This window comes from Brucella sp. BE17, assembly GCF_039545455.1.
GTDB lineage: Bacteria > Pseudomonadota > Alphaproteobacteria > Rhizobiales > Rhizobiaceae > Brucella.
Map to the genome: position 1 here is coordinate 1,982,498 of NZ_CP154467.1, position 23,816 is coordinate 2,006,313.

Sequence of the window (23,816 nt, forward strand, 5' to 3'; positions counted from 1 at the left end):
GGCATGAAAAACGGCGCGATCAATTCGCGCCGTTCCCAGAGTTTTCAGGCTGTTATTGGTGATCAAAGATCGGTGATATCACTCTTGCCGGATCTGCTGCGCGTTGTGGTCGGCGCTTTGCGGCTATTGGCGCGGCGCTCGGACATGAAGCGGTCGAACTCTTCCTTATCGCGTGCACGGCGCAATTCGGCAGCATAGGCTTCAAACTCGGCACGCGCTTCCTCAAGCTTGCGGCGTTCTTCATTTAGACGCTCCAGCTCTTCGCGGCGCCAGTCATCGAAAGCGGCATTGCCGGTGCTGCCTGTAAAGCCGAAGCTCTCGCTTTTGCTGCAATTGCGGAAAGAACTGAACACGGAATCGGTCTTCTCGTTTACACTGCGTTTGAAATCACCGAGGCGGTCGCCCCAGATAATGTATGCCAGCATGGCGAGGCCGAGCGGCCAGAAAAAGATGAAACCCAGCACCATCAGCGCAATTGTCGCTGGCGTCCATGCGGGGCGGATCAACGCGGAATTTGTCATGGTCTGCTCCGTAAAATCAGGGCCGGTCGATAATCTCTCGGCTCGATTTTGACGTGGGGAAAGGATTGCGGCATTTCAAGAACGTCGCCACCCGATTCTCCTCCGTTTACGGCTAAGCAATATGATTAGCTGGAAATTTTCTTGCGAAAATGTTCGAGAAACGTGACGCCCAGCCCTGCAAGGAGCGCCCAAAAGGCTGAACCAACGCCGAAAAAGGCAATGCCTGAGGCGGTGACCCCAAAAGTGATGATCGCGGCAAGGCGCTCATTTTCATCCTTTAAGGCCAACGACATTGCGTTGATAAAAGGTCCGGTCAGCGCAAGCCCTGCCACCAGTGCGATAAGCGTCGCTGGCAGAACTGCAAAAATAGCCACCAGTGACGCGCCAAACAGTGCAAAGACAACATAGATCGCGGCATAGACCGGCCCGGTCAGCCAGCGCTTTTTTGGATTTGGATGGGCGTCGGGATTGGTGCAGAGCGCTGCCGATATTGCCGCGAGATTGGTGGTGGAAGCTCCGAAAGGTGCGGAAAGAACAGAGAATACTCCGGTCACACGCAGACACGCGCTGGTCGGCGGTTCATAACCTGATGCGCGCAGCACTGCAAAGCCGGGGAGGTTCTGCGATGCCATCGTCACCAGATAAAGCGGTAGCGCCAGACCGATCATCGCACTCATGTGAAATTCCGGCCAAACAAGGGTGAGTGTTGAGATTTCCGGTGTCGGAAGTGATGGCGAGCGGCCGGTTAACAGCGCGAAAACCATGCCGATCACCAGAACGGCAATGACGGCAATCGACGGATTGAACAGGCGGATTAGAAAAAATAATCCGACCATTGGCAGTATGAAGAGCGGGTCTATCGGTGCGGCTTTGGCGGCGGCAATGACGAATCCGAGCAAAACGCCCGCCAGCATGCCCGATGCCACCGAGGCGGGTATGCGTGAGACGAGAACCGCAAGCTGTCGGATAAGGCCGGTTGCAATCAGCGCCAGTGCGGTGACGATAAACGCGCCCACGGCCTCGGCCATGCTAAAGCCGCTGCTTGCACCGATCAGCGCCAGTCCCGGAGTGGACCAAGCCGCGATGATCGGCATTTTGTAGCGTATACTAAGCCATGCGGAAGCGCCTGCCACCGCGATGCAGATGGCGGTGACCCAGCTTGCTGTTTCGGCCTGCGTGGCACCCAGTGCCTGTGCGGCTGCGATGATGAGCGCCAGCGTGCCACCAAAGCCGACAATTGCCGCGACTGTCGATGAAGCGAAAACCGAAAAGCGCATGATCCGCTCTATGCTTTTGGGCTGATATGTTCGGCCAGCCCTGAGACCGTACGAATGAGAAGATCGAGATCCTGTGGGCGTGACAGCCGGTGATCGCCGTCACGCACCAGCGTCAGCGTGACGTCATCAACCGGCAGATGCTCCATAAGCAGTGTGGCGTGTTTATAAGGAACATCCGCATCCTGCATGCCTTGCAGGATATGCACCGGGCAGCCGGTTTCGATGATGCCTTTGAGCACCAGATTGTCCCGTCCGTCCTCGATCAATGCGCGGGTGTAAACATAAGGGTTGGGCGAATATTCTGATGGTTCTTCAAAATAGCCTTGTTGTTCGAGATCGCGCTTTTGCGCTTCCGTAAGCGACGCCTCGACCAGCAGCGCCGTAAAATCGGGGGCGGGGGCGATCAGCACGATGCCAGCTGGTGATTTGCCCCGTTTTTGAAGTTCTTGCGCCATGCGAAGCGCAATCCAGCCGCCCATGGATGAGCCGACGAGGATTTGGGGGCCTTGAGCATAGTGGTTGTAGACGGCCAGGCTTTCGGCAAGCCAGCGCGAAATCGTACCGTGATTGAAATCACCACCTGATTCGCCGTGGCCGGAATAATCAAGACGCAATGCGCTGTGGCCGGTCTTTTGGGCCCAGTCATCAAGGACGACGGCTTTGGTGCCCAGCATGTCGGAACGATAACCACCAAGCCAGACAACGCCGGGAGTTTTGGCTCCTTTTGTAAGGCGAACAGCGATTTTTGTGCCGTCCACATCCAGAAACTCCGGTCCCGCCACGCTCATATCAGTCTCCTTGTTGCTATTCGCGTTTTGCCATGTCTTGGCGCGGGAGGAAAGCCACCGGACTGTGCTGACTTGAAATTCAAGGAAATGTGTCCGATATGTCGCTTGGTCCTTCAAATTTTATCGTTTGAGGGGTGGGGGTGATTTTTCCAACCAAAGATGCTATTGACTTCGCCGCCTGCTTGACGACATTTCCCTGATTAACTGCGGTTTGATGGAAAGATGTCGTTAAAGGCGACAGAATTCACGCCGTATGAACGTCAACAATCAGGAGATAACGACCATTCGCCGACCGTTCAGAGCGACGCCGGTCCAGAAAGACGGACCGCGCTCCAATCGTGATATCCGGGTTCCCCGGGTTCAGCTTATCGATGCCGAAGGCCAGAATCATGGTGATATATCCATTCAGGATGCAATCGCCATGGCTGAAGAAGCAGGGCTTGATCTCGTTGAGATCGTGCCGAATGCGGAACCTCCGGTCTGTAAAATCGTAGACCTCGGCAAGCTGAAATATCAGAATCAGAAAAAAGCCGCCGAGGCACGCAAGAAGCAGAAGACGGTTGAAATCAAGGAAATCAAGATGCGACCGAACATCGACACCCATGATTATGAGGTGAAGATGAAAGCAGCGCTGCGTTTCTTTGATGAAGGCGACAAGGTCAAGTTTACCTTGCGTTTCCGTGGTCGCGAAATGGCGCACCAGGAACTGGGGATGAAGCTTCTCCAGCGCGTGAAGGAAGAAACCGTCGAAATCGCCAAGGTGGAAGCCGAGCCCAAGCTCGAAGGCCGCCAGATGATGATGGTTCTCGCGCCACGCTGATTCGCGCTTCCAATGCATTCCTGAAAACCGCCTCCGGGCGGTTTTCGTTTTGATGCGGCAAGTGCGATTCAACCGTTGCGTTTTACAGGGTTTGCGCTTATAAGCCGCCTCGAACCGACCGGCAGGGCATGCCGTGGCGGTTTCATATGCTTTTCGGGCTTGGTCAGTCCGAAAGTTAAATCAGTTCCTTCTCCGCAATACGCGGCAGGGATGCCTAATCAAGAGGCGTCGAGTGCCGTAGGCACGAGGGGGAAGTAAAACAAGGAGTAGCAAAATGCCCAAGATGAAGACCAAATCGGCCGCCAAGAAGCGGTTCAAGATCACCGGCACCGGCAAAATCAAGGCCGCAGCTGCTGGCAAACAGCATGGCATGATCAAGCGCTCGAACAAGTTCATTCGCGATGCTCGCGGCACCATGGTGCTATCCGACGCTGACGCGAAGATCGTAAAACAGTTCCTGCCGAACGGCCTCTGAGCCGCGCCTTTTAAGGAGATCATACCATGGCACGTGTTAAACGCGGCGTTACGTCTCACGCCAAGCACAAGAAAGTTCTCGAACAGGCTGCCGGTTTCCGCGGTCGTCGTAAGAACACCATCCGTACAGCCAAGGCTGCTGTCGATCGTTCCAAGCAGTACGCTTATCGCGACCGCAAGAATCGTAAGCGCACGTTCCGCGCTCTGTGGATTCAGCGCATCAATGCTGCCGTTCGCGAACAGGGCCTGACCTATGGCCGTTTCATCGACGGTCTGGCCAAGGCTGGTATCGAGATCGACCGCAAGGTTCTGTCCGACATCGCAATCCATGAGCCCGATGCGTTCGGTGCGCTGATTGCATCGGCAAAGAAGGCGCTCGAATATCTCAAGAACACCGAGACGCCGAACGCTTTTGAAGGCGCTGTTCGTTAAGCCAGCCCTTCCCGAAGTGATATCGTGAATTTTGGGAACCCGCGCTGGCTCGGCTGGCGCGGGTTTTCTTTCGGGCTACGCGATTGCGGGCGCGACAGGGATATAAACAAAAGGCGTCGAGTGCCGTAGGGCACGAGAGGGAAGTAAATACAAGAGGCGTGGAGTGTCTTCAGACACGACAGGGAAGCAGATAATGAGCGATCTTGAACAACTCGAACGGACGATCCTTGGCGAAATTGCTACCGCTTCCGACGAGCAGGCGATAGAAGCGGTGCGCGTTTCAGCGCTCGGCAAGAAGGGTACGGTTTCCGAAAAACTGAAGACTCTGGGCGCGATGACGCCGGAAGAACGTCAGGTTCAGGGACCGGCGATCAACGGTTTGAAAAACCGCGTCACCGAAGCGCTGAACGAGCGCAAGAGCGAATTGCGCGAGCAGGCAGTTGTCGCACGCCTTGAGCGCGAGAAACTCGATGTAACACTTCCCGTTCGCGAAAGTGCTGCCTCACGTGGGCGTATTCACCCGATCAGTCAGGTCATTGACGAAATCACCGCGATTTTCGCCGATATGGGGTTTTCGATTGCCGAAGGCCCGGATATCGAAACAGATTACTATAATTTCACGGCACTTAACTTCCCCGAAGGCCATCCGGCCCGCGAGATGCACGACACCTTCTTCTTCAATGCGGATGAGCAGGGTGGGCGCAAGCTGTTGCGCACGCATACGTCGCCGGTGCAGGTGCATACGATGGAGAAGTTTGCCGCCATTCGTGACAAGGAAGGCCGCGACGAGCCGATCCGCATTGTTATTCCCGGCAAAACCTATCGTATGGATTCGGATGCCACCCATTCACCGATGTTCCATCAGGTCGAGGGGTTGGTTGTTGATAAGTCGGCTAACGTTGCCAATATGAAATGGGTGCTGGAAGAATTCTGCAAGGCGTTTTTCGAAGTTCCGTCGCTCACCATGCGCATGCGCCCGAGCTTCTTTCCCTTCACAGAGCCGTCTGTTGAAGTCGATATTCAGTGCGACCGTTCCGGCCCGCATGTGAAATTCGGTGAAGGCACCGATTGGCTGGAAATTCTCGGCTGCGGCATGGTGCACCCCAATGTGCTGCGCGCATCGGGCTATGACCCGGACGTCTATCAGGGTTTTGCCTGGGGCATGGGTATCGACCGTATTGCGATGCTGAAATACGGAATGCCGGACCTGCGCGCTTTCTTCGACGCCGATGTGCGCTGGCTCAACCATTACGGGTTCCGCCCGCTTGATATTCCCACACTTTTCGGCGGCCTGAGCGCGTAAAGAGACGAGGCAAGGAACAAACAGATGAAATTCACGCTTTCCTGGCTCAAGGACCATCTTGAAACAGACGCCACGCTCGATGAGATCGTTGAAAAGTTGACCGATATTGGCCTGGAAGTGGAAGAGGTCGATGACCGCGCCGCTTTCAAAGCCTTCAAGATCGCCAAGGTTTTGAGTGCCGCTCCACATCCCGATGCCGACAAGTTACAGGTGCTCTCGGTTGATACGGGCGAGGGGCAGCCGGTTCAGGTCGTCTGCGGCGCGCCCAATGCGCGTGCTGGTCTTTATGGCGTTCTGGGACGCCCGGGTGATTATGTGCCGGGCCTTGATGTGACGCTTGCGGTCGGCAAAATTCGCGGTGTCGAGAGCTTTGGCATGATGTGTTCCGAGCGCGAGCTGGAACTTTCTGACGAGCATAATGGCATTATCGATCTGCCCGACGATGCGCGGGTCGGCACGAGCTTTGCGAGCTACATGGGTCTGGATGATCCGATCATCGATGTGGGTCTCACGCCCAACCGTTCCGATTGCACGGGCATTCGCGGTATTGCGCGCGATCTGGCAGCGAGCGGTCTTGGTACGCTAAAACCACTTGCCGCTGAAGCCGTCAAAGGCGAAGGCGAGACGCCGGTAAAAGTCATCCTCGATCAGGGTGCGCAGAACCCGTTCTGTCTCGGTTTTGCGCTGCGTCTGGTCAAGGGCGTCAAGAACGGTCCCAGCCCCAAATGGATGCAACAGCGCCTAAAAGCTATCGGCCTGCGCCCGATCAATGCGCTGGTGGATATCACCAATTACGTGACATTTGATCTCGGCCGTCCGCTGCATGTGTTCGATGCGGCCAAGGTCAAGGGCAACCTCACCGTGCGTGAAGCCCGCGAGGGCGAAACCATTCTGGGTCTCGACCAGCGTGAGTATAAATTCAAGCCGGGCATGTATGTGATCGCCGATGATAATGGCCCTGAATCCATTGCCGGTATCATGGGCGGCGAACATTCGGGCTGTGACGAGAACACGGTGGATGTGCTGATCGAATCCGCCCTTTGGGACCCGCGCAGCATTGCCCGCACGGGCCGCGAGCTTGGTATCGTCACCGATGCACGTTATCGTTTCGAGCGCGGCGTTGATCCCGCAATGATGGTTCCGGGGGCGGAAATCGCCACAAAGCTCGTGCTGGAATTGTGCGGTGGCGAGCCGAGCGTTCTCGATGTGGTTGGTTATACCGCTCCAAGCTTGTGTGTGATTGACTTCCCCGTCTCTGAAGTTAAGCGCCTCACCGGCATCGATGTGCCTTATGACGTTTCGCTGGATATTTTGAAACGCCTTGGTTTTGGCGTCGAAGGGGACGGCGAAGTTATCAAGGCAACGGTGCCGACCTGGCGCAATGATGTCGAAGGCAAGGCCGACCTTGTCGAAGAAGTCATGCGTATTCATGGCATCAACCAGATCGCGCCCCAGCCTTTGCCCAATCACGGCGCGGTCAATGGCCGTATTCTGACAACGTTGCAAATCCGCACGCGGCTTGCGCGTCGCACACTTGCCTCGCGCGGCATGATGGAAGCGGTGACCTATTCCTTCATTTCGCAAGCACAAGCCAAGGCGTTTGGTGGTGGTGCGCCGGAACTGAAGCTTGCCAATCCAATTGCAGCCGACATGTCTGATATGCGCCCAAGTCTGCTTCCGGGCCTGCTTCTGGCCGCGCAACGCAATGCGGATCGCGGTTTTGGTGATACGGCATTGTTTGAAGTGTCGGGCATTTATGAAGGCGATACGCCGGAACAACAGCGTCGCGTGGCCGGTGGCATTCGTCGTGGCACGGCAGGCGTGGAAGGTTCGGGGCGTTTCTGGGCCAGCAATGCGGTACCCGTTGGCGTGTTCGATGCGAAGGCCGATGCGATGGCCGCACTGGAAGCAGCAGGTGCGCCGGTTGATCGTGTCCAGATCGAAGCAGGTGGGCCGGAATGGTTGCATCCGGGGCGTTCTGGAACGCTGAAACTCGGTCCAAAGGTCGTGCTCGGCTATTTTGGCGAGTTTCATCCCGATACGCTGGAAGCGCTTGATGTGTCGGGAGCGTTATGCGGCTTTGAAGTCTATATCGATGCGATCCCTGAGCCGAAAGCCAAGAGCACCCGCACAAAACCGGCGCTCAGCCTGTCGCAGTTGCAGAGCCTCAAGCGCGATTATGCCTTCGTGGTTGATGATAGCGTGGAAGCTGGCAATGTCGTACGCGCCGTCTCGTCCGCCGACAAGAAGCTGATTGCCAGCGTTCAGGTCTTCGACATTTTCACCGGCGCTTCGCTCGGTGAAGGCAAAAAATCGGTTGCGGTCGAGGTTCTCATTCAGCCGCAGGATCGCACATTGACCGATGAAGATCTGGATGCACTTTCAAGCAAGATCATCGCCAGTGTCTTAAAGCAGACGGGCGGGACCTTGCGCGGGTGATTGCAAATTTGATGAAGTTAAAAACCCGCCATCTGGCGGGTTTTTATTTTGTTCAAAAGAGTATGACCGCAATTTATATTTATTATGACGTGCTTAAATATATCCGGCTTGTTTTCCGTTAAATGTGAGCATTATATGGAAAAATCGTTCAATCATGAAACGCAAAGGCGGAGTGAATGGCGCGAGGCAAAACTTCAGGCAGTGCAACGCAGGTTGAACCCTTAACAATTCAGGACATCAAGGTCATCGATAACGTCAAGCTGAAGAAGGCGATCACCGCCGCAGCGCTTGGCAATGCGATGGAATGGTTCGATTTCGGTGTTTATGGCTTTGTCGCTTATGCTCTGGGGCAGGTGTTCTTTCCCAATGCCGCCCCCGGCATTCAGACGATCGCCGCCCTTGCGACATTTTCGGTGCCGTTTCTGGTGCGCCCGCTGGGCGGCCTTTTCTTTGGCGTCATGGGCGATAGGTTCGGGCGGCAAAAAGTACTTTCGCTCACCATCATCATCATGGCCGCAAGCACATTTTGCATCGGCCTGATCCCGTCTTATGCAACGATCGGCATCTGGGCGCCGATCCTGCTTTTGATCTGCAAGCTCGTGCAGGGTTTTTCGGTGGGCGGTGAATATACGGGGGCTGCGATTTTCGTGGCCGAGTATGCGCCCGACCGCCGCCGCGGCTTTCTGGGGAGCTGGCTTGATTTCGGCTCTATTGCGGGCTTTGTCATGGGCGCGGGTCTGGTGGTGTTTTTAAGCACCATGATGGGTGAGGGCGATTTTCTCGACTGGGGTTGGCGCATTCCGTTCTATCTTGCTGCCCCCTTGGGTCTCATCGGGCTTTATCTTCGCCATGCGGCGGAAGAAACACCTGCCTTCACACAGCAGCTGGAACGCATGGAGCAGGAAGATCAGGACGCGATCAAGGATCGCCCGATGGTTTCCTTTACGGAAATTGTCAGAAACTACTGGCGCGCTCTGTCGGTCTGCATAGGTATGGTTCTGGTCACCAACATCACCTATTATATGCTGCTCACCTATATGCCGACCTATCTTTCGCAAAGCCTTGGCTATTCGGAGGATCACGGGGTGCTGATCATCATTGTGGTGATGATCGGTATGCTGTTCGTGCAGCCGGTGGTCGGCTTTTTAAGCGACAGGTTCGGACGAAGGCCATTTCTGCTCATCGGCAGTCTGGGGCTTTTGTTTCTGTCGCTGCCTGCGTTCCAGCTTGTGACGAGCGGCAATACGCCCAAAATTTTCTTAGGTCTGCTTTTGCTGGCGATTTTCCTCAACTGCCTGACCGGCGTGATGGCTTCCACTTTGCCAGCGCTGTTCCCGGCCCGTATACGCTATAGCGCCCTGGCTGCGGCCTTCAATATTTCGATCATCGTTGCCGGTCTGACACCGACGGTTGCTGCTTGGCTGGTCGAGACGACAAACAGCCTTTATGTGCCGGCTTATTATCTTATGGCTGCGTCGATTATCGGCCTGATTACCGCTTTCTTCCTCAGCGAAACGGCAAACAAGCCGCTTCGTGGTGACACGCCAAGTGCCTCCAATAAAAAGGAAGCCAAGCTGCTGCTCAGGGAAGCCTATGCGCATATCGAGGAGCGGGTGGAGGATATTGATGAAAAGATCGCATCACTTGAAAATGATATCGAGGCGTTGAAGACGCGCAGGCAGACGCTGGTGGACCGGCATCCGAAACTGACCTGACAACGGCTTGGCAGTAGGCATAAAAAAAGCCGGGTCATGCGCCCGGCTTTTTTTGGTTTAAAAATTATTCTTTCGAGAAGATTGTCGCGCTTTGCGACGTTGAAACCATCAGGTTGTAATCATTGACGATCCACTGAAGATCCGAAGCCGCATTTCCTTTGCGGGCGTCGCCTTTGGTCTTGGTGAGCTTTTCCTGCAAGCCACGCAGCTTGCCGAGCAGGCTTGCCGGACGCGATTCGAAAACGTGGAAGGAATTGGGGTTTTCGGTTGCGTAATCGTCCATTTCACGCACCGCACCCGCATAGGCATCCATGGCCTTTCCGAAAGCATCCATATCCACGACGGGCTTGTCATTATCGGGCAGCAGATCGATGACCGCATTGGCGCGTATCATGACATTGCGCACGTGCCAGCTGGCTTTTTTGCCATGCGTCTTTTCAAGGGCTGCGAGTTCGGCCAGATCAAGCTTGCCCTTCTCGACCGTCACCAGCGCATCAACGCGCTTGCGTTCTTTGAGGAAGTCGGGAGCGGCTTCCACAATCTGCTTGTGAAAGACTTTGGCTTCCGCGTATTTGTCGGACATATAGTCCTTGCGCTCGTAATATTTGTTGGCCTTTTCAATCACCGGCGCAAGCTTCTGGTAGGCGGCGATATAATTCACCATGGCCGCATCGAGTTCCGGTATTTTGGGATCGGCGGCAGTTGCTTCCTGCGCGGTCTCGATTTCCTTGCGCACATCGTAGAGCGAGTAAAGACCGTAGACGATACGTTCCTTGCCGGTCGGGCCTTTTTTCATATTGACCCAGCTCTCGTAACGATTAAGCGATTCCGAGGCGCGAATGGTTCGGTTGAGAAGCGAGACATAGGCGTTCATCTTTTCGATGGCCGCATTGGTGTCGCTATCATCGGCTGTTTGAGCGAAAGATGCTGTCGGTATCAAAACCGCAACAAGGGAGAAGATCATCGCGCGTAGTGAATATCGTTTCATGTTGGTTTCCTTTGAGGCCGGGATAGACAACTAGGCAAGCTTATTCTCTAAACTCATTTTCTGGTGTTATCGGGCAACCATGTGCTGCCTTTATCGGTTGCATTGACGGGCAGCCAGTCGGCGCCCCGACGTTTGCGGATTACTGTAATCAGCGTCACCAGCAGGCTGAGCACGACGATATATTCCACGAAACGGAAGGGCATCACGAGCCAACCGCTGATCGAGCGTTCGATGGCACTGTAAAGATTGACGATCTGAAATTCGTAATTCACGCCGGTGCTGCCGCCGCCATGGCTGACGATCTCGCGAATGTTGAGATGGCTACCGTTGCTGCCAAACAGCCAGACCAGTGGCTGATTATAGATCGGATTGCCGCGTGAATCGACGCACATGCCGATAAACGAGAAGAAGGAAATCATGATGGCAGCGGCTTCCGGTTTGAGCCAGTCGATTTTTGTGCGCCAGAAGACAATCGAGAAAATCATGAGCAGGATAATACTCGCGACACCATCGATAAAAATCACCCCATAAGCGCCATATATGAACGCAAGGCCAATGAGGCCGAAGCCAGCTACCACCAGGGCTGCGATGGCGAATATGCCAAGCACTTTTTTGACAGAAGATGTTTTTTGCATGAGAAGGCAAAAAGCATGACACTGTTTGAATGACAAGCCATATCAGCCATGACTGATATCGCGGCTTTTCACGTATCATTTCTGTTTGAAGCAAACTGTCTAGTGGTGTGTCGTGCTATCGACGGATAACGTGAAAATCCGATAGGAATAGCCGGTTTGACGGCAAATCTTGATGAAGGGAACGGCATGTTTCGTTGGGGCATTCTTTCGACCGCAAAAATTGGCGTCACACAGGTCATTCCTGCGCTCGCAGCCTCTGATAATGGCGTCGTTCATGCCATTGCCAGCCGAGATGCGGCGCGTGCGCGTATGGTGGCGGACCGTTTTGGCGCGCCACTGGCCTTTGGTTCCTATGAAGAATTGCTGGCCAGTGACGAAGTAGATGGTGTCTATATTCCGCTTCCGACAGCGCAGCACGTCGAATGGACGCTGAAAGCAGCGCAAGCGGGCAAGCATGTGCTGTGCGAAAAGCCGATTGCGCTGAACGCCGAAGATATCGACCAGCTGATTGCGGCGCGCGACCAGCATAAGGTTGTGATCGCTGAAGCTTTTATGGTCTTCTACCATCCGCAATGGATCAAGCTGCGTTATCTTCTGGCAGAAGGTGCCATTGGAACCCTCCGCCATGTGCAGGGTGCATTTTCCTATTTCAATGTCGATCCCGGTAATATGCGCAACCAGCCTGAACTTGGCGGCGGCGCGCTCCCCGATATTGGCGTCTATCCGACCGTCGTCACACGCATGGTGACAGGCAAGGAGCCACTTTCGGTTCGAGCTTCGGTCGAATACGATCCAAAGTTCGGTACTGACCGCTATGCAAATGTCGCAGCGCGCTTCGATGGTTTTGATTTAACCTTCTATGTGGCAACCCAGCTTGCAGCACGCCAGGCAATGGTTTTCCACGGCGACAAGGGCTTTATCGAGGTTCACGCACCCTTTAATACGGGCAAATATGACCATGGCCGCATCACGCTGCATGATGTCGGACACAATCAGACGAGCGAATGGTCTTTTGGCGATGAAAACCACTATAAGCTTCAGGCCGAGAATTTTGTGCGCGCCACAAAGGGAGAAGGCGTGGCACTGTTTTCGCTGGAGAACTCCAGAGCCAATCAGCGCTTTATCGATGCAATTTATCGTGCCAGAAAGGATGGTGGTTCCGTGGATGTGTAAGGTCTGGTTCCGCCATCCTGTAAAAACGACGGGGCAGGAATTTATGCCCGTTTATCTGTTGTGACTTGCAGTAAAAATTTGCCTTTCTTATATACGCCACGCAAAGGGCTTTGATTATAGGCTGGAGCGTCTTGAAAATGGCTTCAGAAATCACACCTTGAAGCGAGCCCAGCCTTGAGAAAGGTTTGGCCTTGTTATAGGCCAGCGTGAACAGGCCCAGCCTGTTTAGGCCCCGGTCTGTTTGGGCATTGTGAAAACCGATGGGAGCCGCCCATGGAACGCTCGGTAGAGGTCCTGGCGGTTTGCTGAATGGAGAGAAATATGGCTAAAGTTATTGGTATCGATCTGGGAACGACCAACTCCTGCGTCGCCGTTATGGACGGCAAGAGCGCGAAGGTCATCGAGAATGCCGAAGGCGCGCGCACGACGCCTTCCATTATTGCTTTTTCGGAAAGTGACGAGCGCCTCGCCGGTCAGCCTGCGAAGCGTCAGGCCGTTACCAATCCGGAAGGCACTCTGTTTGCCATCAAGCGCCTGATCGGTCGCCGTTTCGACGATCCGATGGTGCAGAAGGATAAGGACCTCGTCCCTTACAATATCGTCAAGGGCGACAATGGCGATGCCTGGGTCGAAGTCCACGGCAAGAAATATTCCCCCTCGCAGGTCTCTGCGATGATCCTTCAGAAGATGAAGGAAACGGCTGAATCCTATCTCGGCGAAACCGTGACGCAGGCCGTCATTACGGTTCCCGCATATTTCAATGACGCTCAGCGTCAGGCCACCAAGGATGCCGGCAAGATTGCCGGCCTTGAAGTGCTGCGCATCATCAACGAACCAACGGCAGCAGCCCTTGCCTATGGTCTCGACAAGAGCGAAGGCAAGACCATTGCGGTTTATGACCTTGGCGGCGGTACTTTCGACGTGTCGGTTCTCGAAATCGGCGATGGCGTCTTTGAAGTGAAGTCGACCAATGGTGACACTTTCCTTGGCGGCGAAGATTTTGACATGCGTCTGGTCGAATATCTGATTGCCGAGTTCAAGAAGGAAAGCGGCATCGACCTTAAGAGCGACAAACTTGCTCTGCAGCGCCTCAAGGAAGCCGCAGAAAAGGCCAAGATCGAATTGTCGTCGGCGCAGCAGACCGAAGTCAACCTGCCCTTCATCACAGCGGACGCAACCGGTCCAAAGCACCTTGCGATCAAGCTGTCGCGTGCCAAGTTCGAGAGCCTTGTCGATGATTTCGTCAAGCGCACGATCGAGCCTTGCAAGGCAGCACTCAAGGATGCAGGCATCAAGGCTGGCGAAATCGACGAAGTGGTTCTGGTCGGCGGCATGACCCGCATGCCCAAGATTCAGGAAGTCGTAAAGCAGTTCTTCGGCAAGGAGCCGCACAAGGGTGTGAACCCGGATGAAGTGGTCGCCATGGGCGCGGCCATTCAGGGCGGCGTGTTGCAGGGCGACGTCAAGGACGTGCTGCTTCTCGACGTAACGCCTCTGTCGCTCGGCATCGAAACACTGGGTGGCGTGTTCACGCGTCTTATCGACCGCAACACGACGATCCCGACCAAGAAGTCGCAGACCTTCTCCACCGCTGAGGATAATCAGTCGGCTGTGACGATCCGCGTCTTCCAGGGCGAGCGTGAAATGGCTGCCGACAACAAGAGCCTCGGCCAGTTCGACCTCGTCGGTATTCCGCCCGCACCGCGCGGCGTGCCGCAGATCGAAGTCACCTTCGACATCGATGCCAACGGTATCGTCAACGTGTCGGCCAAGGACAAGGGTACTGGAAAGGAACACCAGATCCGCATTCAGGCCTCTGGCGGTCTTTCGGATGCCGACATCGATCAGATGGTCAAGGATGCCGAAGCCAACGCCGAAGCCGACAAGCAGCGCCGTGAAGCGGTCGAAGCCAAGAACCAGGGTGAAAGCCTTGTTCATTCGTCCGAAAAGTCGCTTGCTGAATATGGCGACAAGGTATCGGCTGATGACAAGAAGGCTATCGAAGACGCGATTGCAGCACTGAAGACTTCGCTCGAAGGCGACGATGCCGAAGATATCAAGGCCAAGTCGCAAACCCTTGCCGAAGCTTCTATGAAGCTTGGTCAGGCCATGTACGAAGCAGCACAGGCTGCGGAAGAACAAGGCGCTGAAGGTGGCGAGCAGTCCGCTTCAAGCGACGATGTTGTCGATGCCGATTACGAAGAAATCGACGACGACAAGAAGAAGTCGTAATTTCTGTCACTGATGTAAAAGCCCGGCTTCTATAGGCCGGGCTTTTGCCAGTTTCGACAATATAACAAGAATAAGATGGCTCCGGTTGGGAGTCCGGTCCAGCCGCCGGGGTAACGGACATATGAAGATCGATTATTACGAATCATTGGGCGTTGAGAGAACAGCGGATGACAAGACGCTGAAATCGGCTTTCCGCAAGCTCGCCATGCAATATCATCCGGATAGAAATCCGGATAATCCTGAAGCCGAGCGCAAGTTCAAGGAAATCGGTGAAGCTTACGAAACGCTGAAAGACCCGCAGAAGCGCGCAGCCTATGACCGCTTTGGCCACGCCGCCTTTGAAAATGGCGGTATGGGCAATGGTTTCGGCGGAGGCGGCTTTGGCGGTGCGGGTGGTTTCTCCGATATTTTCGAGGATATCTTTGGCGAGATGATGGGTGGCGGTCGTCGCCGCTCCAGCGGCGGTCGCGAACGTGGTGCCGATCTACGCTATAATATGGAAGTGACGCTCGAAGAAGCCTATGCTGGCAAGACCGCGCAGATCAGGGTTCCGACCTCCATCACCTGCGATGAATGTTCGGGGTCGGGTGCAAAGGCCGGATCGCAGCCCGTCACCTGTAGCATGTGCTCAGGCTCTGGACGTGTGCGTGCAGCACAAGGCTTTTTCTCGGTCGAGCGCACCTGCCCCACCTGTAACGGTCGTGGACAGATTATCAAGGATCCATGCGGCAAGTGCCATGGTCAGGGCCGGGTGACGGAAGAGCGTTCGCTCTCGGTCAATATTCCAGCTGGTATCGAGGATGGAACGCGGATTCGTCTGGCCGGTGAAGGCGAGGCAGGATTGCGTGGCGGCCCATCGGGCGATCTCTATATTTTCCTCTCGGTCAGGCCACATGAGTTTTTCCAGCGCGATGGTTCCGATCTTTATTGCAAGGTGCCGATTTCGATGACCACGGCGGCTCTTGGCGGCCAGTTTGAGGTCTCGACGCTCGATGCGACACAGACGCGCGTCAAGGTTCCTGAAGGCACGCAGAACGGCAAGCAGTTCCGACTTAGGGGCAAGGGCATGCCGGTTCTGCGCCAGCAGGTGACGGGCGATCTCTATATTCAGATCGATATCGAGACACCGCAGAACCTCACCAAGCGTCAGCGCGAGTTGCTGGAGGAGTTCGAGCAACTTTCGTCCAAGGAGAACAGCCCAAAGTCGGCCGGGTTCTTCTCGCGGATGAAAGAGTTTTTCGAAGGAATAGGGGAATAAAAAAGGGAGCCTTTGGGCTCCCTTTTTTCTGTTTCTGCTATTCCTTGCTTGCTTCATTGCTTTGAAGCGGCATAAACTTGTTCGATAACGACAAACGGGAGCAGCGAGAATGGCAGGACAGCTCGGCAGGAAACTGGCCGCGAAGTTCGATGAGGAAATCCGTTTTTTCAAAGGCTGGATAGACGGACCCAAAGCGGTTGGCGCCATATTGCCGACAAGTTCTGTTACGGCGCGGCGCATGGCGAGCGTTATCGATACCAAATCCGGGCTGCCTGTGCTTGAACTTGGGCCCGGTACTGGTGTCATCACCAAGGCAATTCTTGCGCATGGCATAAAGCCGTCTGATCTTTATTCGGTCGAATACTCGCCGGACTTCGTCGATCATCTCAACAAGGCCTTTCCCGCAGTGAACATCATCCACGGCGATGTGTTCGATCTCGACAGTGCTCTGGGTGAGAAGAAGGACCTGCAGTTCGACAGCATTATTTCCGCAGTCCCCATGCTCAACTTTCCGATGGAAGACCGCATCCGGCTTATGGAAGAGCTGCTGTCGCGAATCCCGCGCGGTCGTCCGTTGATACAGATCACCTACGGTCCGCGTCCTCCGGTTCCTGCCGGAAAGGGCAATTACACCGTGCAGCATTATGATTTCGTGGTGCGCAACGTTCCGCCTGCACAGCTCTGGGTCTATCGCAGCGCACTATCCTAACCCTTCGGAGATCATTCATGTCTGCAAAAATCCTGATCTTTGCCGGATCAATCCGCAAGGGTGCCTTTTCCGGGCATATGGCTGAGGCGGCTTCAAGGGAGCTGTCGGCGCAAGGGGCAGAGGTTAGCGAGATATCGCTGGCTGATTATTCCCTTCCGATCATGAACGAGGATCTGGAGAAGGAAGAAGGTATTCCCGAAAACGCGATCAAGCTTGGCCGCCTTCTGGCCTCGCATGATGGCCTGATGATCTGCTCGCCGGAATATAATGCCTCGATCCCGCCGCTTCTTAAAAACACGCTCGACTGGGTGAGCCGCATTTCAAAAGACGGCGACAAGCCGCTCAAACCCTATGCCCGTCTGACCGTCGGGCTTTGCTCGACGTCCAATGGTGCTTTTGCAGGTATGCGCGGACTTTATCACTTACGGGCTGTGTTGATGGCTGTCGGCGCGCAGGTCATCACCGAGCAATGTTCGGTCGGTGGTGCAGCGGAGGCGTTCGATGCTGACGGCACACTCAAGAATGAACGCAGTGCCAGAATGCTGACGGCGGTCTGTAAAAGCCTGATCGAGCGGGCGGCTAATCCGGGACGTTGAAAATGGCGATCATTGCATAATTTCCGGCCATGGTCTCTTCCGTGCGGCCTTGTGTTGTGCGAAGAAAACGCAAATCACAGCGGAGGCTTTCATGACGACGACAGATTTGCGCGATCAATTGATCGTGGGCCTTGATTTGCCGAGTGTCACCGAGGCTGAGAAACTGGTCGAGGAACTGGGCGATGCCGTTTCCTTCTATAAGATCGGCCATCAGCTTGTCTTTGCAGGCGGACTTGATTTCGCAAAGAGCCTGATTGCGGCCAGAAAAAAAGTCTTTCTCGACATGAAGCTGCTCGATATCGACAACACCATTGCAAAGGGCGTGGAGAACGTTGCGAAAATGGGCGTTTCCATGCTCACGCTTCATGCCTATCCAAAGGCTATGCGTGCAGCGGTTGAAGCGGCAAAAGGGTCCAATCTTTGTCTGCTTGGCGTGACGGTGCTCACGTCCATGGATGAGGCCGATCTGAAAGAAGCCGGTTATTCCGACACTCCTGAAGCGCTGGTTTTGAAGCGTGCGCTGCAAGCGCGTGAAGCTGGCATGGGCGGCATTGTGGCTTCCGCTGCCGAAGCGGCCGCCATTCGCAAGGCAATCGGCCCCGATATGGCGGTCGTCACCCCCGGCATTCGCCCGGCGGGAGCCGAGAAGGGCGATCAGAAGCGTGTCATGACGCCGGCGGACGCGCTTCAGGCCGGTGCAAGCCATCTCGTGGTCGCGCGTCCGATTGTCGGTGCTCAGGACCGCAAAGCGGCTGCCCTTGCCATTCTGGAAGAAATGCGCTCAGTTTCCCACTAACTTGGGAGGAAAACCATGCCGAAAGCCTATTGGATCGCCCGTGTCGATGTGCGTGATGGCGAACGCTACAAGGATTATGTCTCGACGGCCAAGCCGGCCTTTGAACGCTATGGCGCGAAATTCATTGCGCGTGGCGGCAAGGCGGAAGCGGTTGAAGGGCAAGGCCGCGCACGCAATGTGATCATCGAATTTGCAACCATGCAGGCAGCACTCGATTGCTATCATTCTGCCGAATATCAGGCCGCAAAAGCCATCCGTCAAACTGTTGCGGATGGCGAGATCGTTATCGTTGAAAGCATCTGACCACAACAGTCACCAGTTGTTGTAGCATGTGCGCCAGTCGTTCAGCTGTTGCGCAAAGGATTTCCATTGACGTCTTCAATCAGAGCCAGAAATGAAAGGTGGCGATCTTTCCTTGCCGATACGCTGGCTCTGATTCTGTTCTTCACGGCAAGCGGTATTATCAATGAGCGGTTCATTGCAGGAATGACGTGGGAACAGGTATTTCATGCGCGGCTTCTCGGGGCTTTGCTGATGGTCGTATCTGGACGCCCCTATGGCCTGTGGCGTGACTGGTTCATGCGTCATGCGGGTGCGAGCAAGATATCCCGGCTGCTTTGGGATACTGTTGCACTGGTAAGTTTCCAGGTGCCGATCTACGCAGCAATATTAGCCGTCAGCGGTGCCAATTTGAACGAACTGTTGCGCGGGTCGCTTGGGGTGGTGGTGATCATGCTGGTTTTGGGAAGGCCATATGGGGCCTTCCTGAATTTTGTAAGAAACTGCTTTGGTCTCCCCGCAGGAGGAGAAAAGCCGATGTCGTTGAATAGCTAGAGCATAAGTCCTATCGGAGTGAAACGAGGATCGATAAGATTATGCTTAAAATAAAAGGAGTTAGAGCGCCGATCTGATTCAATCAGATCGGAATATGCTCTAAAGCCTGACGGGCGGATCATGACGTCCGGCGAGCGTCAGATCGAGCAGAACCACTTTGCCGGCATGCGGATCGGCCTCTTTTGCCGCGTCATCCATGCCTTGGCGCGCGCTGGTGACGATCATCACGCTCGCATCCGGTCCCACGAAAGCCGGACATGAAGGCTGACTTACGGGAAGGGCAATCGACCGGATCAGCCGTCCCTGCGGCGAATAGGTGTGCACTGCATTTGCCCCCCAGCACGCATTCCACAACGTGCCTTCGCCATCCACTACCGAACCATCCACCCCACCTTCTTCCGTACGATGGTGAAAGACGCTTTTTTCCGATATCGGCAGGCCGGTTTCCGGGTCCGTATCGACACGCCAGATGATATTGCGATCCGTATCCGCAAAATAAGCGATTTTTCCGTCGGGCGAAAACGAGATCGAATTGGTGATGGTGATATCGGAAAAGAGCTTTTTCACTTGGCCCTCGCAATACCACCAGATTGACCCTGCTTGCTTTTCCGCCTTCTTGCCCATGGTGCCGATCCAGAATGCGCCGGAGGGATGCACGCGTGCATCGTTGGAGCGGGTTACGGTGTTATCCGCTTCCAGGGGATGATGCAGCGTCAGTTTTCCATTGGAACGCTCACGAATGAACAAGCCATGCTCGCTGACAATCAACTGCCGCTCGCGGTCGATGACGGCCATTGCGCTGGCCTTCATGCCAAGATCATGCTCTTGCAACGCGCCGCTGTCCCAATTGCGCTCGATCAGCTTGTGGCCCAGAATATCGAACCACCAGACATGGCCGGTGAGCGGGTCATAGCCCGGACCTTCACCAAGTTCGGCGACATGATCGGCGAATAGGGTCGTTTTGACGGCGGTCATGCTTTCCTCCCGAAAATATGTCGCCCGGCGAATTTCGCCGGGCGTTGCGTTCATTTTACCGCCAGCCGAGTTCCGGAGCAACCGTGGTCAGGATGGCTTCGATCACATGGGCATTATAATCGACGCCAAGCTGGTTGGGCACGGTCAAAAGCAGCGTGTCGGCTTCGGCGACTGCCTCGTCCTGTTTGAGTTCCCTGATCAACGCTTCAGGTTCTGCTGCATAGGAGCGGCCAAAAATTGCCCGCGTGTTTTCGTCGATATAGCCGATGCTGTCCTGCTCTTTGCTGCCGCCCCCGAAATAGGCGCGGTCACGATCATCGACGAGCGCGAAAATACTGCGGCTCACTGAAACACGTGGCGTGCGTGTGTGTCCTGCTTCCTTCCATGCTTCACGATAGGCACGGATCTGCTTGGCCTGCTGGACATGGAACGGTTCACCCGTTTCATCATCCTTCAGGGTTGAGCTTTGCAGGTTCATGCCGAGCTTTGCTGCCCAGATGGCCGTGGCGTTTGAGCCCGCACCCCACCAGATGCGGTCCTGCAGCCCTTCGGAATAGGGCTCAAGGCGCAACAGACCGGGAGGGTTGGGGAACATTGGACGTGGATTGGGTTGTGCAAAGCCTTCGCCCTTCAGCGCCTGCAAAAACGCTTCTGCATGTTGGCGGCCCATATCGGCATCGGTTTTACCCTCTTCCGGCTTGTAGCCAAAATAGCGCCAGCCATCGATGACCTGCTCGGGTGAGCCGCGGCTGATACCCAATTGCAGGCGCCCACCAGCAATGAGGTCCGCCGCACCGGCATCTTCAGCCATGTAAAACGGGTTCTCATAGCGCATGTCGATGACGGCGGTACCGATCTCGATCTTGCTGGTTTTCGCCCCAACGGCTGCCAGCAGTGGAAACGGCGAGGCAAGCTGGCGGGCAAAATGATGCACGCGGAAGTAAGCACCATCCGCGCCGAGTTCTTCGGCAGCGACCGCAAGATCGATCGATTGCAGAAGCGTGTCGCCAGCCGAACGGGTTCCCGACTGGGGAGATGGCGACCAATGGCCGAAGGAGAGAAAGCCGATATTTTTCATGATGTTTACTCTGACTGGAACAATTAATCTTGGGCATCATATGGGGTAGCGGGTCTCATTTGAAAGCAGCTGGCATGGTGAACACTGTATCGTGTTTCCTTGAACAGGCTGTTCGTGCCAGAAAAAGCTATATCGCAGCCGTGTTCCATCCTAAATTCTGAGCAATTTCGAATCGCGAGGAAAATCATGGCTCTCAAAGTCGCGGTCCAGATGGACCATATCAGAACCGTCTCCATTGCAGGCGACACCACTTTTGCCCTGTCGCTTGAGGCGCAAAAGCGCGGCCATGAGCTTTATCATTATACGCCCGACCGGCTTTCCATGCGCGATGGCGTGGTTTCGGCAGCGGTCGAGAAACTGGAAGTGCGCGATATCGAGGGCGATCATTTTACGCTCGGTGAGTCGGTGCGGCGCGATCTTTCGCAAATGGATGTTATCTTGCTGCGGCAGGATCCGCCGTTCGACATGAACTATATCACCACGACGCATCTTCTGGAGCGCATTCATCCAAAGACGCTGGTGGTCAATGACCCCGCCTGGGTGCGCAACAGCCCGGAGAAGATTTTTGTCACCGATTTTCCCGATCTGATGCCCGAAACGCTGATTACCAAAGACCCACAGGAGGTCATGGATTTCCGCCACCAATTCGGCGATATCATTTTAAAGCCGCTTTATGGCAATGGTGGCGCGGGGGTGTTTCATCTGGCTGATGGCGATCGCAACCTGACCTCGCTGCTGGAAATGTTCGGGCAATTGTTCAAGGAACCTTTCATCGCCCAGCGTTACCTCAAGGATGTCCGTGCCGGCGACAAGCGCATTATCCTGATCGATGGTGAGCCGGTGGGGGCTATTAACCGCGTGCCGTCGGAAACCGATGCCCGCTCCAACATGCATGTCGGTGGCCGCGCGGAGCAAAGCAAACTGACGCCGCGTGAACGCGAAATCTGCGAGCGCATCGGTCCGTCCTTGAAAGAGCGTGGCTTTATTCTCGTCGGCATCGACGTGATCGGCGATTACATGACCGAGATCAACGTCACCTCGCCAACCGGCATTCGGGAAATCGAACGCTTTGACGGCACCAATATTGCAGCCCTGTTCTGGGATGCAGTTGAAGCCAAACGATAAAATGTTCCTGAAACGTTCTTGAAATCTCCCTTTGAATATGCTTAAATCTCATGGTTGTATTTAAGCATATTCTCACTTTTGGGATGTGCCGATGAGCATGCGGGGGCGCTCATGGTTGCACGGGTTGGAACGGTTGCCTTTCAGGGCATAGAGGCAGTGCCGGTTGACGTTCAGGTCATGGTGGCACCGGGCAAGATGGGCATGTCCATTGTCGGGCTGCCCGATAAGGCTGTGGCCGAAAGCCGGGAGCGGGTGCAGGCAGCACTGCACGCCTGTGGGCTTTCCATGCCGACCAAGCGGGTAACGGTTAATCTCGCACCAGCCGATCTGCCCAAGGAAGGTTCGCATTACGATCTGCCGATTGCGGTCGGATTGATGGCAGCAATAGGGGCTATTCCGGCAGATGCCATTCAATCCTATATTGTTTTGGGTGAACTGTCGCTCGATGGTTCGATTACTGCTGTGGCAGGCGTCCTTCCCGCGGCAATTGGTGCCAACCGGGAGGATAAAGGTCTGATCTGTCCGCATGATTGCGGGCAGGAAGCAGCATGGGCAGGCGCGGATATTGATATTCTTGCGCCGCGTAGTCTGATCGCGCTGGCCAATCATTTCAAGGGTACGCAGGTTCTGACGCGCCCTACACCTTCCATGCGGGTCGCGAACGAAGGGCTACCCGATCTTTCCGATATCAAGGGCCAGGAGACGGCCAAGCGTGCGCTGGAGATTGCAGCTGCAGGCAATCACAATCTGCTTTTGGTCGGCCCGCCGGGTTCGGGTAAATCCATGCTGGCGCAACGCCTGCCGTCAATCTTGCCCAAACTCAGCCCGCGTGAATTGCTCGACGTATCGATGATCGCCTCGATAGCGGGTGAGCTTTCCGGCGGGAAACTCTCTGACCGTAGGCCGTTTCGCGCTCCGCATCATTCAGCTTCCATGGCGGCGATGGTGGGTGGCGGCTTGCGCGCACGGCCAGGCGAAGTCTCGCTTGCGCATAATGGTGTGCTGTTTCTCGATGAGTTTCCTGAATTCTCGCCGCAGGTTCTCGATTCGCTGCGCCAGCCGCTTGAAACCGGTGAATGCATGATTGCGCGTGTCAATCACCGCACCAGCTATCCGGCGCGGTTCCAGCTTGTGGCGGCGATGAACCCGTGTCGCTGTGGCATGGCGGGCGAACCGGGGCATACTTGCGCACGTGGCCCACGCTGCCAGAGCGATTATCAGGCGCGGATATCCGGCCCGCTTCTCGACCGTATCGATTTGCGTGTCGATATGCCGGCTGTTTCAGCGCTTGATCTTATTACGCCTTCGCAGTCGGAAAGAAGCGAAACGGTTGCGATCCGTGTGGCAAGGGCCCGTGCCATACAGGCGGCGCGATATGGTGCGCGCGGGCTTGAGTCTTCCATGACCAATGCCCATTGCCCGGCAAGCCTGATCGAAGATGTGGCCGGTCCCGATACGGCGGGGCTTAAGCTTTTGCGCGATGCCAGCGAACGCATGCATTTTTCCGCCCGCGCCTATCACCGTATTTTGAAAGTAGCGCGCACGCTTGCTGATCTTGATGGCGTCGAACAGGTAGGACGCATTCATCTGGCCGGTGCCATTTCATATCGCATGGGCGCAGAAAGGCTTATTTCAGCAGCATGATCCA

The 23,816-nt window shown here is 55.3% G+C and carries 23 protein-coding genes; 16 read left to right on the forward strand and 7 right to left on the reverse strand.

Annotation, left to right across the window (positions count from 1 at the left end; all coding sequences use genetic code 11):
- Nucleotides 1–62 precede the first annotated feature (62 nt).
- The 3 genes from AAIB41_RS09655 to AAIB41_RS09665 all read right to left on the reverse strand — a co-directional run bounded on the left by AAIB41_RS09655 (nucleotide 63) and on the right by AAIB41_RS09665 (nucleotide 2,586).
- Nucleotides 63–521: a DUF2852 domain-containing protein gene (locus tag AAIB41_RS09655; protein ID WP_343313111.1), complete on the reverse strand. Its 459-nt coding sequence runs from the start codon at nucleotides 519–521 to the stop codon at nucleotides 63–65.
- Nucleotides 522–646: 125 nt separating this feature from the next.
- Nucleotides 647–1,798 carry a benzoate/H(+) symporter BenE family transporter gene (locus AAIB41_RS09660; protein ID WP_343313112.1) on the reverse strand — a complete coding sequence of 384 codons (1,152 nt, stop codon included), beginning with the start codon at nucleotides 1,796–1,798 and terminating at the stop codon, nucleotides 647–649.
- Nucleotides 1,799–1,806: 8 nt separating this feature from the next.
- Nucleotides 1,807–2,586, reverse strand: a complete 780-nt coding sequence (locus tag AAIB41_RS09665) for an alpha/beta hydrolase (protein ID WP_343313113.1) — start codon at nucleotides 2,584–2,586, stop codon at nucleotides 1,807–1,809.
- 367 nt (nucleotides 2,587–2,953) lie between these two features.
- Here AAIB41_RS09665 and infC point away from each other — a divergent pair, with 367 nt between their 5' ends.
- From infC to proP, 6 genes are all read left to right on the forward strand, one after another.
- Nucleotides 2,954–3,406: a translation initiation factor IF-3 gene (gene infC, locus AAIB41_RS09670; RefSeq protein WP_343314728.1), complete on the forward strand. Its 453-nt coding sequence runs from the start codon at nucleotides 2,954–2,956 to the stop codon at nucleotides 3,404–3,406.
- A 274-nt stretch (nucleotides 3,407–3,680) separates the two neighbouring features.
- Nucleotides 3,681–3,881 (forward strand): 50S ribosomal protein L35, encoded by a 201-nt coding sequence (rpmI, locus tag AAIB41_RS09675; protein WP_343313114.1) that lies wholly within the window; start codon nucleotides 3,681–3,683, stop codon nucleotides 3,879–3,881.
- Nucleotides 3,882–3,907: 26 nt separating this feature from the next.
- Complete coding sequence (gene rplT, locus AAIB41_RS09680; RefSeq protein WP_343313115.1) at nucleotides 3,908–4,312, forward strand: 50S ribosomal protein L20; 405 nt, start codon at nucleotides 3,908–3,910, stop codon at nucleotides 4,310–4,312.
- 193 nt (nucleotides 4,313–4,505) lie between these two features.
- Nucleotides 4,506–5,615, forward strand: coding sequence for a phenylalanine--tRNA ligase subunit alpha (pheS, locus tag AAIB41_RS09685; protein WP_343313116.1), 1,110 nt, complete (start codon nucleotides 4,506–4,508; stop codon nucleotides 5,613–5,615).
- Nucleotides 5,616–5,639: 24 nt separating this feature from the next.
- Nucleotides 5,640–8,054, forward strand: a complete 2,415-nt coding sequence (pheT, locus tag AAIB41_RS09690; RefSeq protein WP_343313117.1) for a phenylalanine--tRNA ligase subunit beta — start codon at nucleotides 5,640–5,642, stop codon at nucleotides 8,052–8,054.
- 176 nt (nucleotides 8,055–8,230) lie between these two features.
- Nucleotides 8,231–9,769, forward strand: coding sequence for a glycine betaine/L-proline transporter ProP (proP, locus tag AAIB41_RS09695; RefSeq protein WP_343313118.1), 1,539 nt, complete (start codon nucleotides 8,231–8,233; stop codon nucleotides 9,767–9,769).
- A gap of 64 nt (nucleotides 9,770–9,833) precedes the next feature.
- On the opposite strand, the gene AAIB41_RS09700 is transcribed toward proP, so the two are convergent.
- Both AAIB41_RS09700 and AAIB41_RS09705 read right to left on the reverse strand, forming a co-directional pair.
- Nucleotides 9,834–10,757, reverse strand: a complete 924-nt coding sequence (locus AAIB41_RS09700; protein WP_343313119.1) for a YiiG family protein — start codon at nucleotides 10,755–10,757, stop codon at nucleotides 9,834–9,836.
- 53 nt (nucleotides 10,758–10,810) lie between these two features.
- A complete protein-coding gene (locus AAIB41_RS09705; protein WP_343313121.1) occupies nucleotides 10,811–11,392 on the reverse strand; it encodes a hypothetical protein in 582 nt (193 codons plus the stop codon).
- Between the two features lie 186 nt (nucleotides 11,393–11,578).
- Here AAIB41_RS09705 and AAIB41_RS09710 point away from each other — a divergent pair, with 186 nt between their 5' ends.
- From AAIB41_RS09710 to alaE, 8 genes are all read left to right on the forward strand, one after another.
- A complete protein-coding gene (locus AAIB41_RS09710; protein ID WP_343314729.1) occupies nucleotides 11,579–12,565 on the forward strand; it encodes a Gfo/Idh/MocA family oxidoreductase in 987 nt (328 codons plus the stop codon).
- Nucleotides 12,566–12,886: 321 nt separating this feature from the next.
- The gene (gene dnaK / locus AAIB41_RS09715; protein WP_343313122.1) at nucleotides 12,887–14,797 is read left to right on the forward strand and encodes a molecular chaperone DnaK; all 1,911 of its coding nucleotides are present in this window, start codon (nucleotides 12,887–12,889) and stop codon (nucleotides 14,795–14,797) included.
- Nucleotides 14,798–14,918: 121 nt separating this feature from the next.
- A complete protein-coding gene (dnaJ, locus tag AAIB41_RS09720; protein ID WP_343313123.1) occupies nucleotides 14,919–16,055 on the forward strand; it encodes a molecular chaperone DnaJ in 1,137 nt (378 codons plus the stop codon).
- A gap of 109 nt (nucleotides 16,056–16,164) precedes the next feature.
- Nucleotides 16,165–16,764, forward strand: coding sequence for a phospholipid N-methyltransferase PmtA (pmtA, locus tag AAIB41_RS09725; RefSeq protein ID WP_343313124.1), 600 nt, complete (start codon nucleotides 16,165–16,167; stop codon nucleotides 16,762–16,764).
- 17 nt (nucleotides 16,765–16,781) lie between these two features.
- Nucleotides 16,782–17,360: an NAD(P)H-dependent oxidoreductase gene (locus AAIB41_RS09730; protein ID WP_343313125.1), complete on the forward strand. Its 579-nt coding sequence runs from the start codon at nucleotides 16,782–16,784 to the stop codon at nucleotides 17,358–17,360.
- A gap of 91 nt (nucleotides 17,361–17,451) precedes the next feature.
- Nucleotides 17,452–18,156, forward strand: coding sequence for an orotidine-5'-phosphate decarboxylase (gene pyrF, locus AAIB41_RS09735; RefSeq protein WP_343313126.1), 705 nt, complete (start codon nucleotides 17,452–17,454; stop codon nucleotides 18,154–18,156).
- Between the two features lie 15 nt (nucleotides 18,157–18,171).
- Nucleotides 18,172–18,459, forward strand: a complete 288-nt coding sequence (locus AAIB41_RS09740; protein WP_343313127.1) for a DUF1330 domain-containing protein — start codon at nucleotides 18,172–18,174, stop codon at nucleotides 18,457–18,459.
- A 66-nt stretch (nucleotides 18,460–18,525) separates the two neighbouring features.
- A complete protein-coding gene (gene alaE, locus AAIB41_RS09745; protein ID WP_343313128.1) occupies nucleotides 18,526–18,990 on the forward strand; it encodes an L-alanine exporter AlaE in 465 nt (154 codons plus the stop codon).
- A gap of 99 nt (nucleotides 18,991–19,089) precedes the next feature.
- Here the strand turns inward: alaE and AAIB41_RS09750 are convergent, their stop codons facing one another.
- Both AAIB41_RS09750 and AAIB41_RS09755 read right to left on the reverse strand, forming a co-directional pair.
- Nucleotides 19,090–19,965: an SMP-30/gluconolactonase/LRE family protein gene (locus AAIB41_RS09750; protein ID WP_343313130.1), complete on the reverse strand. Its 876-nt coding sequence runs from the start codon at nucleotides 19,963–19,965 to the stop codon at nucleotides 19,090–19,092.
- A gap of 55 nt (nucleotides 19,966–20,020) precedes the next feature.
- Complete coding sequence (locus tag AAIB41_RS09755) at nucleotides 20,021–21,043, reverse strand: LLM class flavin-dependent oxidoreductase (protein ID WP_343313131.1); 1,023 nt, start codon at nucleotides 21,041–21,043, stop codon at nucleotides 20,021–20,023.
- A 186-nt stretch (nucleotides 21,044–21,229) separates the two neighbouring features.
- Here AAIB41_RS09755 and gshB point away from each other — a divergent pair, with 186 nt between their 5' ends.
- Both gshB and AAIB41_RS09765 read left to right on the forward strand, forming a co-directional pair.
- Nucleotides 21,230–22,168: a glutathione synthase gene (gene gshB / locus AAIB41_RS09760; RefSeq protein ID WP_343313132.1), complete on the forward strand. Its 939-nt coding sequence runs from the start codon at nucleotides 21,230–21,232 to the stop codon at nucleotides 22,166–22,168.
- 111 nt (nucleotides 22,169–22,279) lie between these two features.
- On the forward strand, nucleotides 22,280–23,812 hold the full coding sequence (locus AAIB41_RS09765) for a YifB family Mg chelatase-like AAA ATPase (protein ID WP_343313133.1): 1,533 nt from the start codon (nucleotides 22,280–22,282) through the stop codon (nucleotides 23,810–23,812).
- The last annotated feature ends 4 nt before the right edge of the window (nucleotides 23,813–23,816 follow it).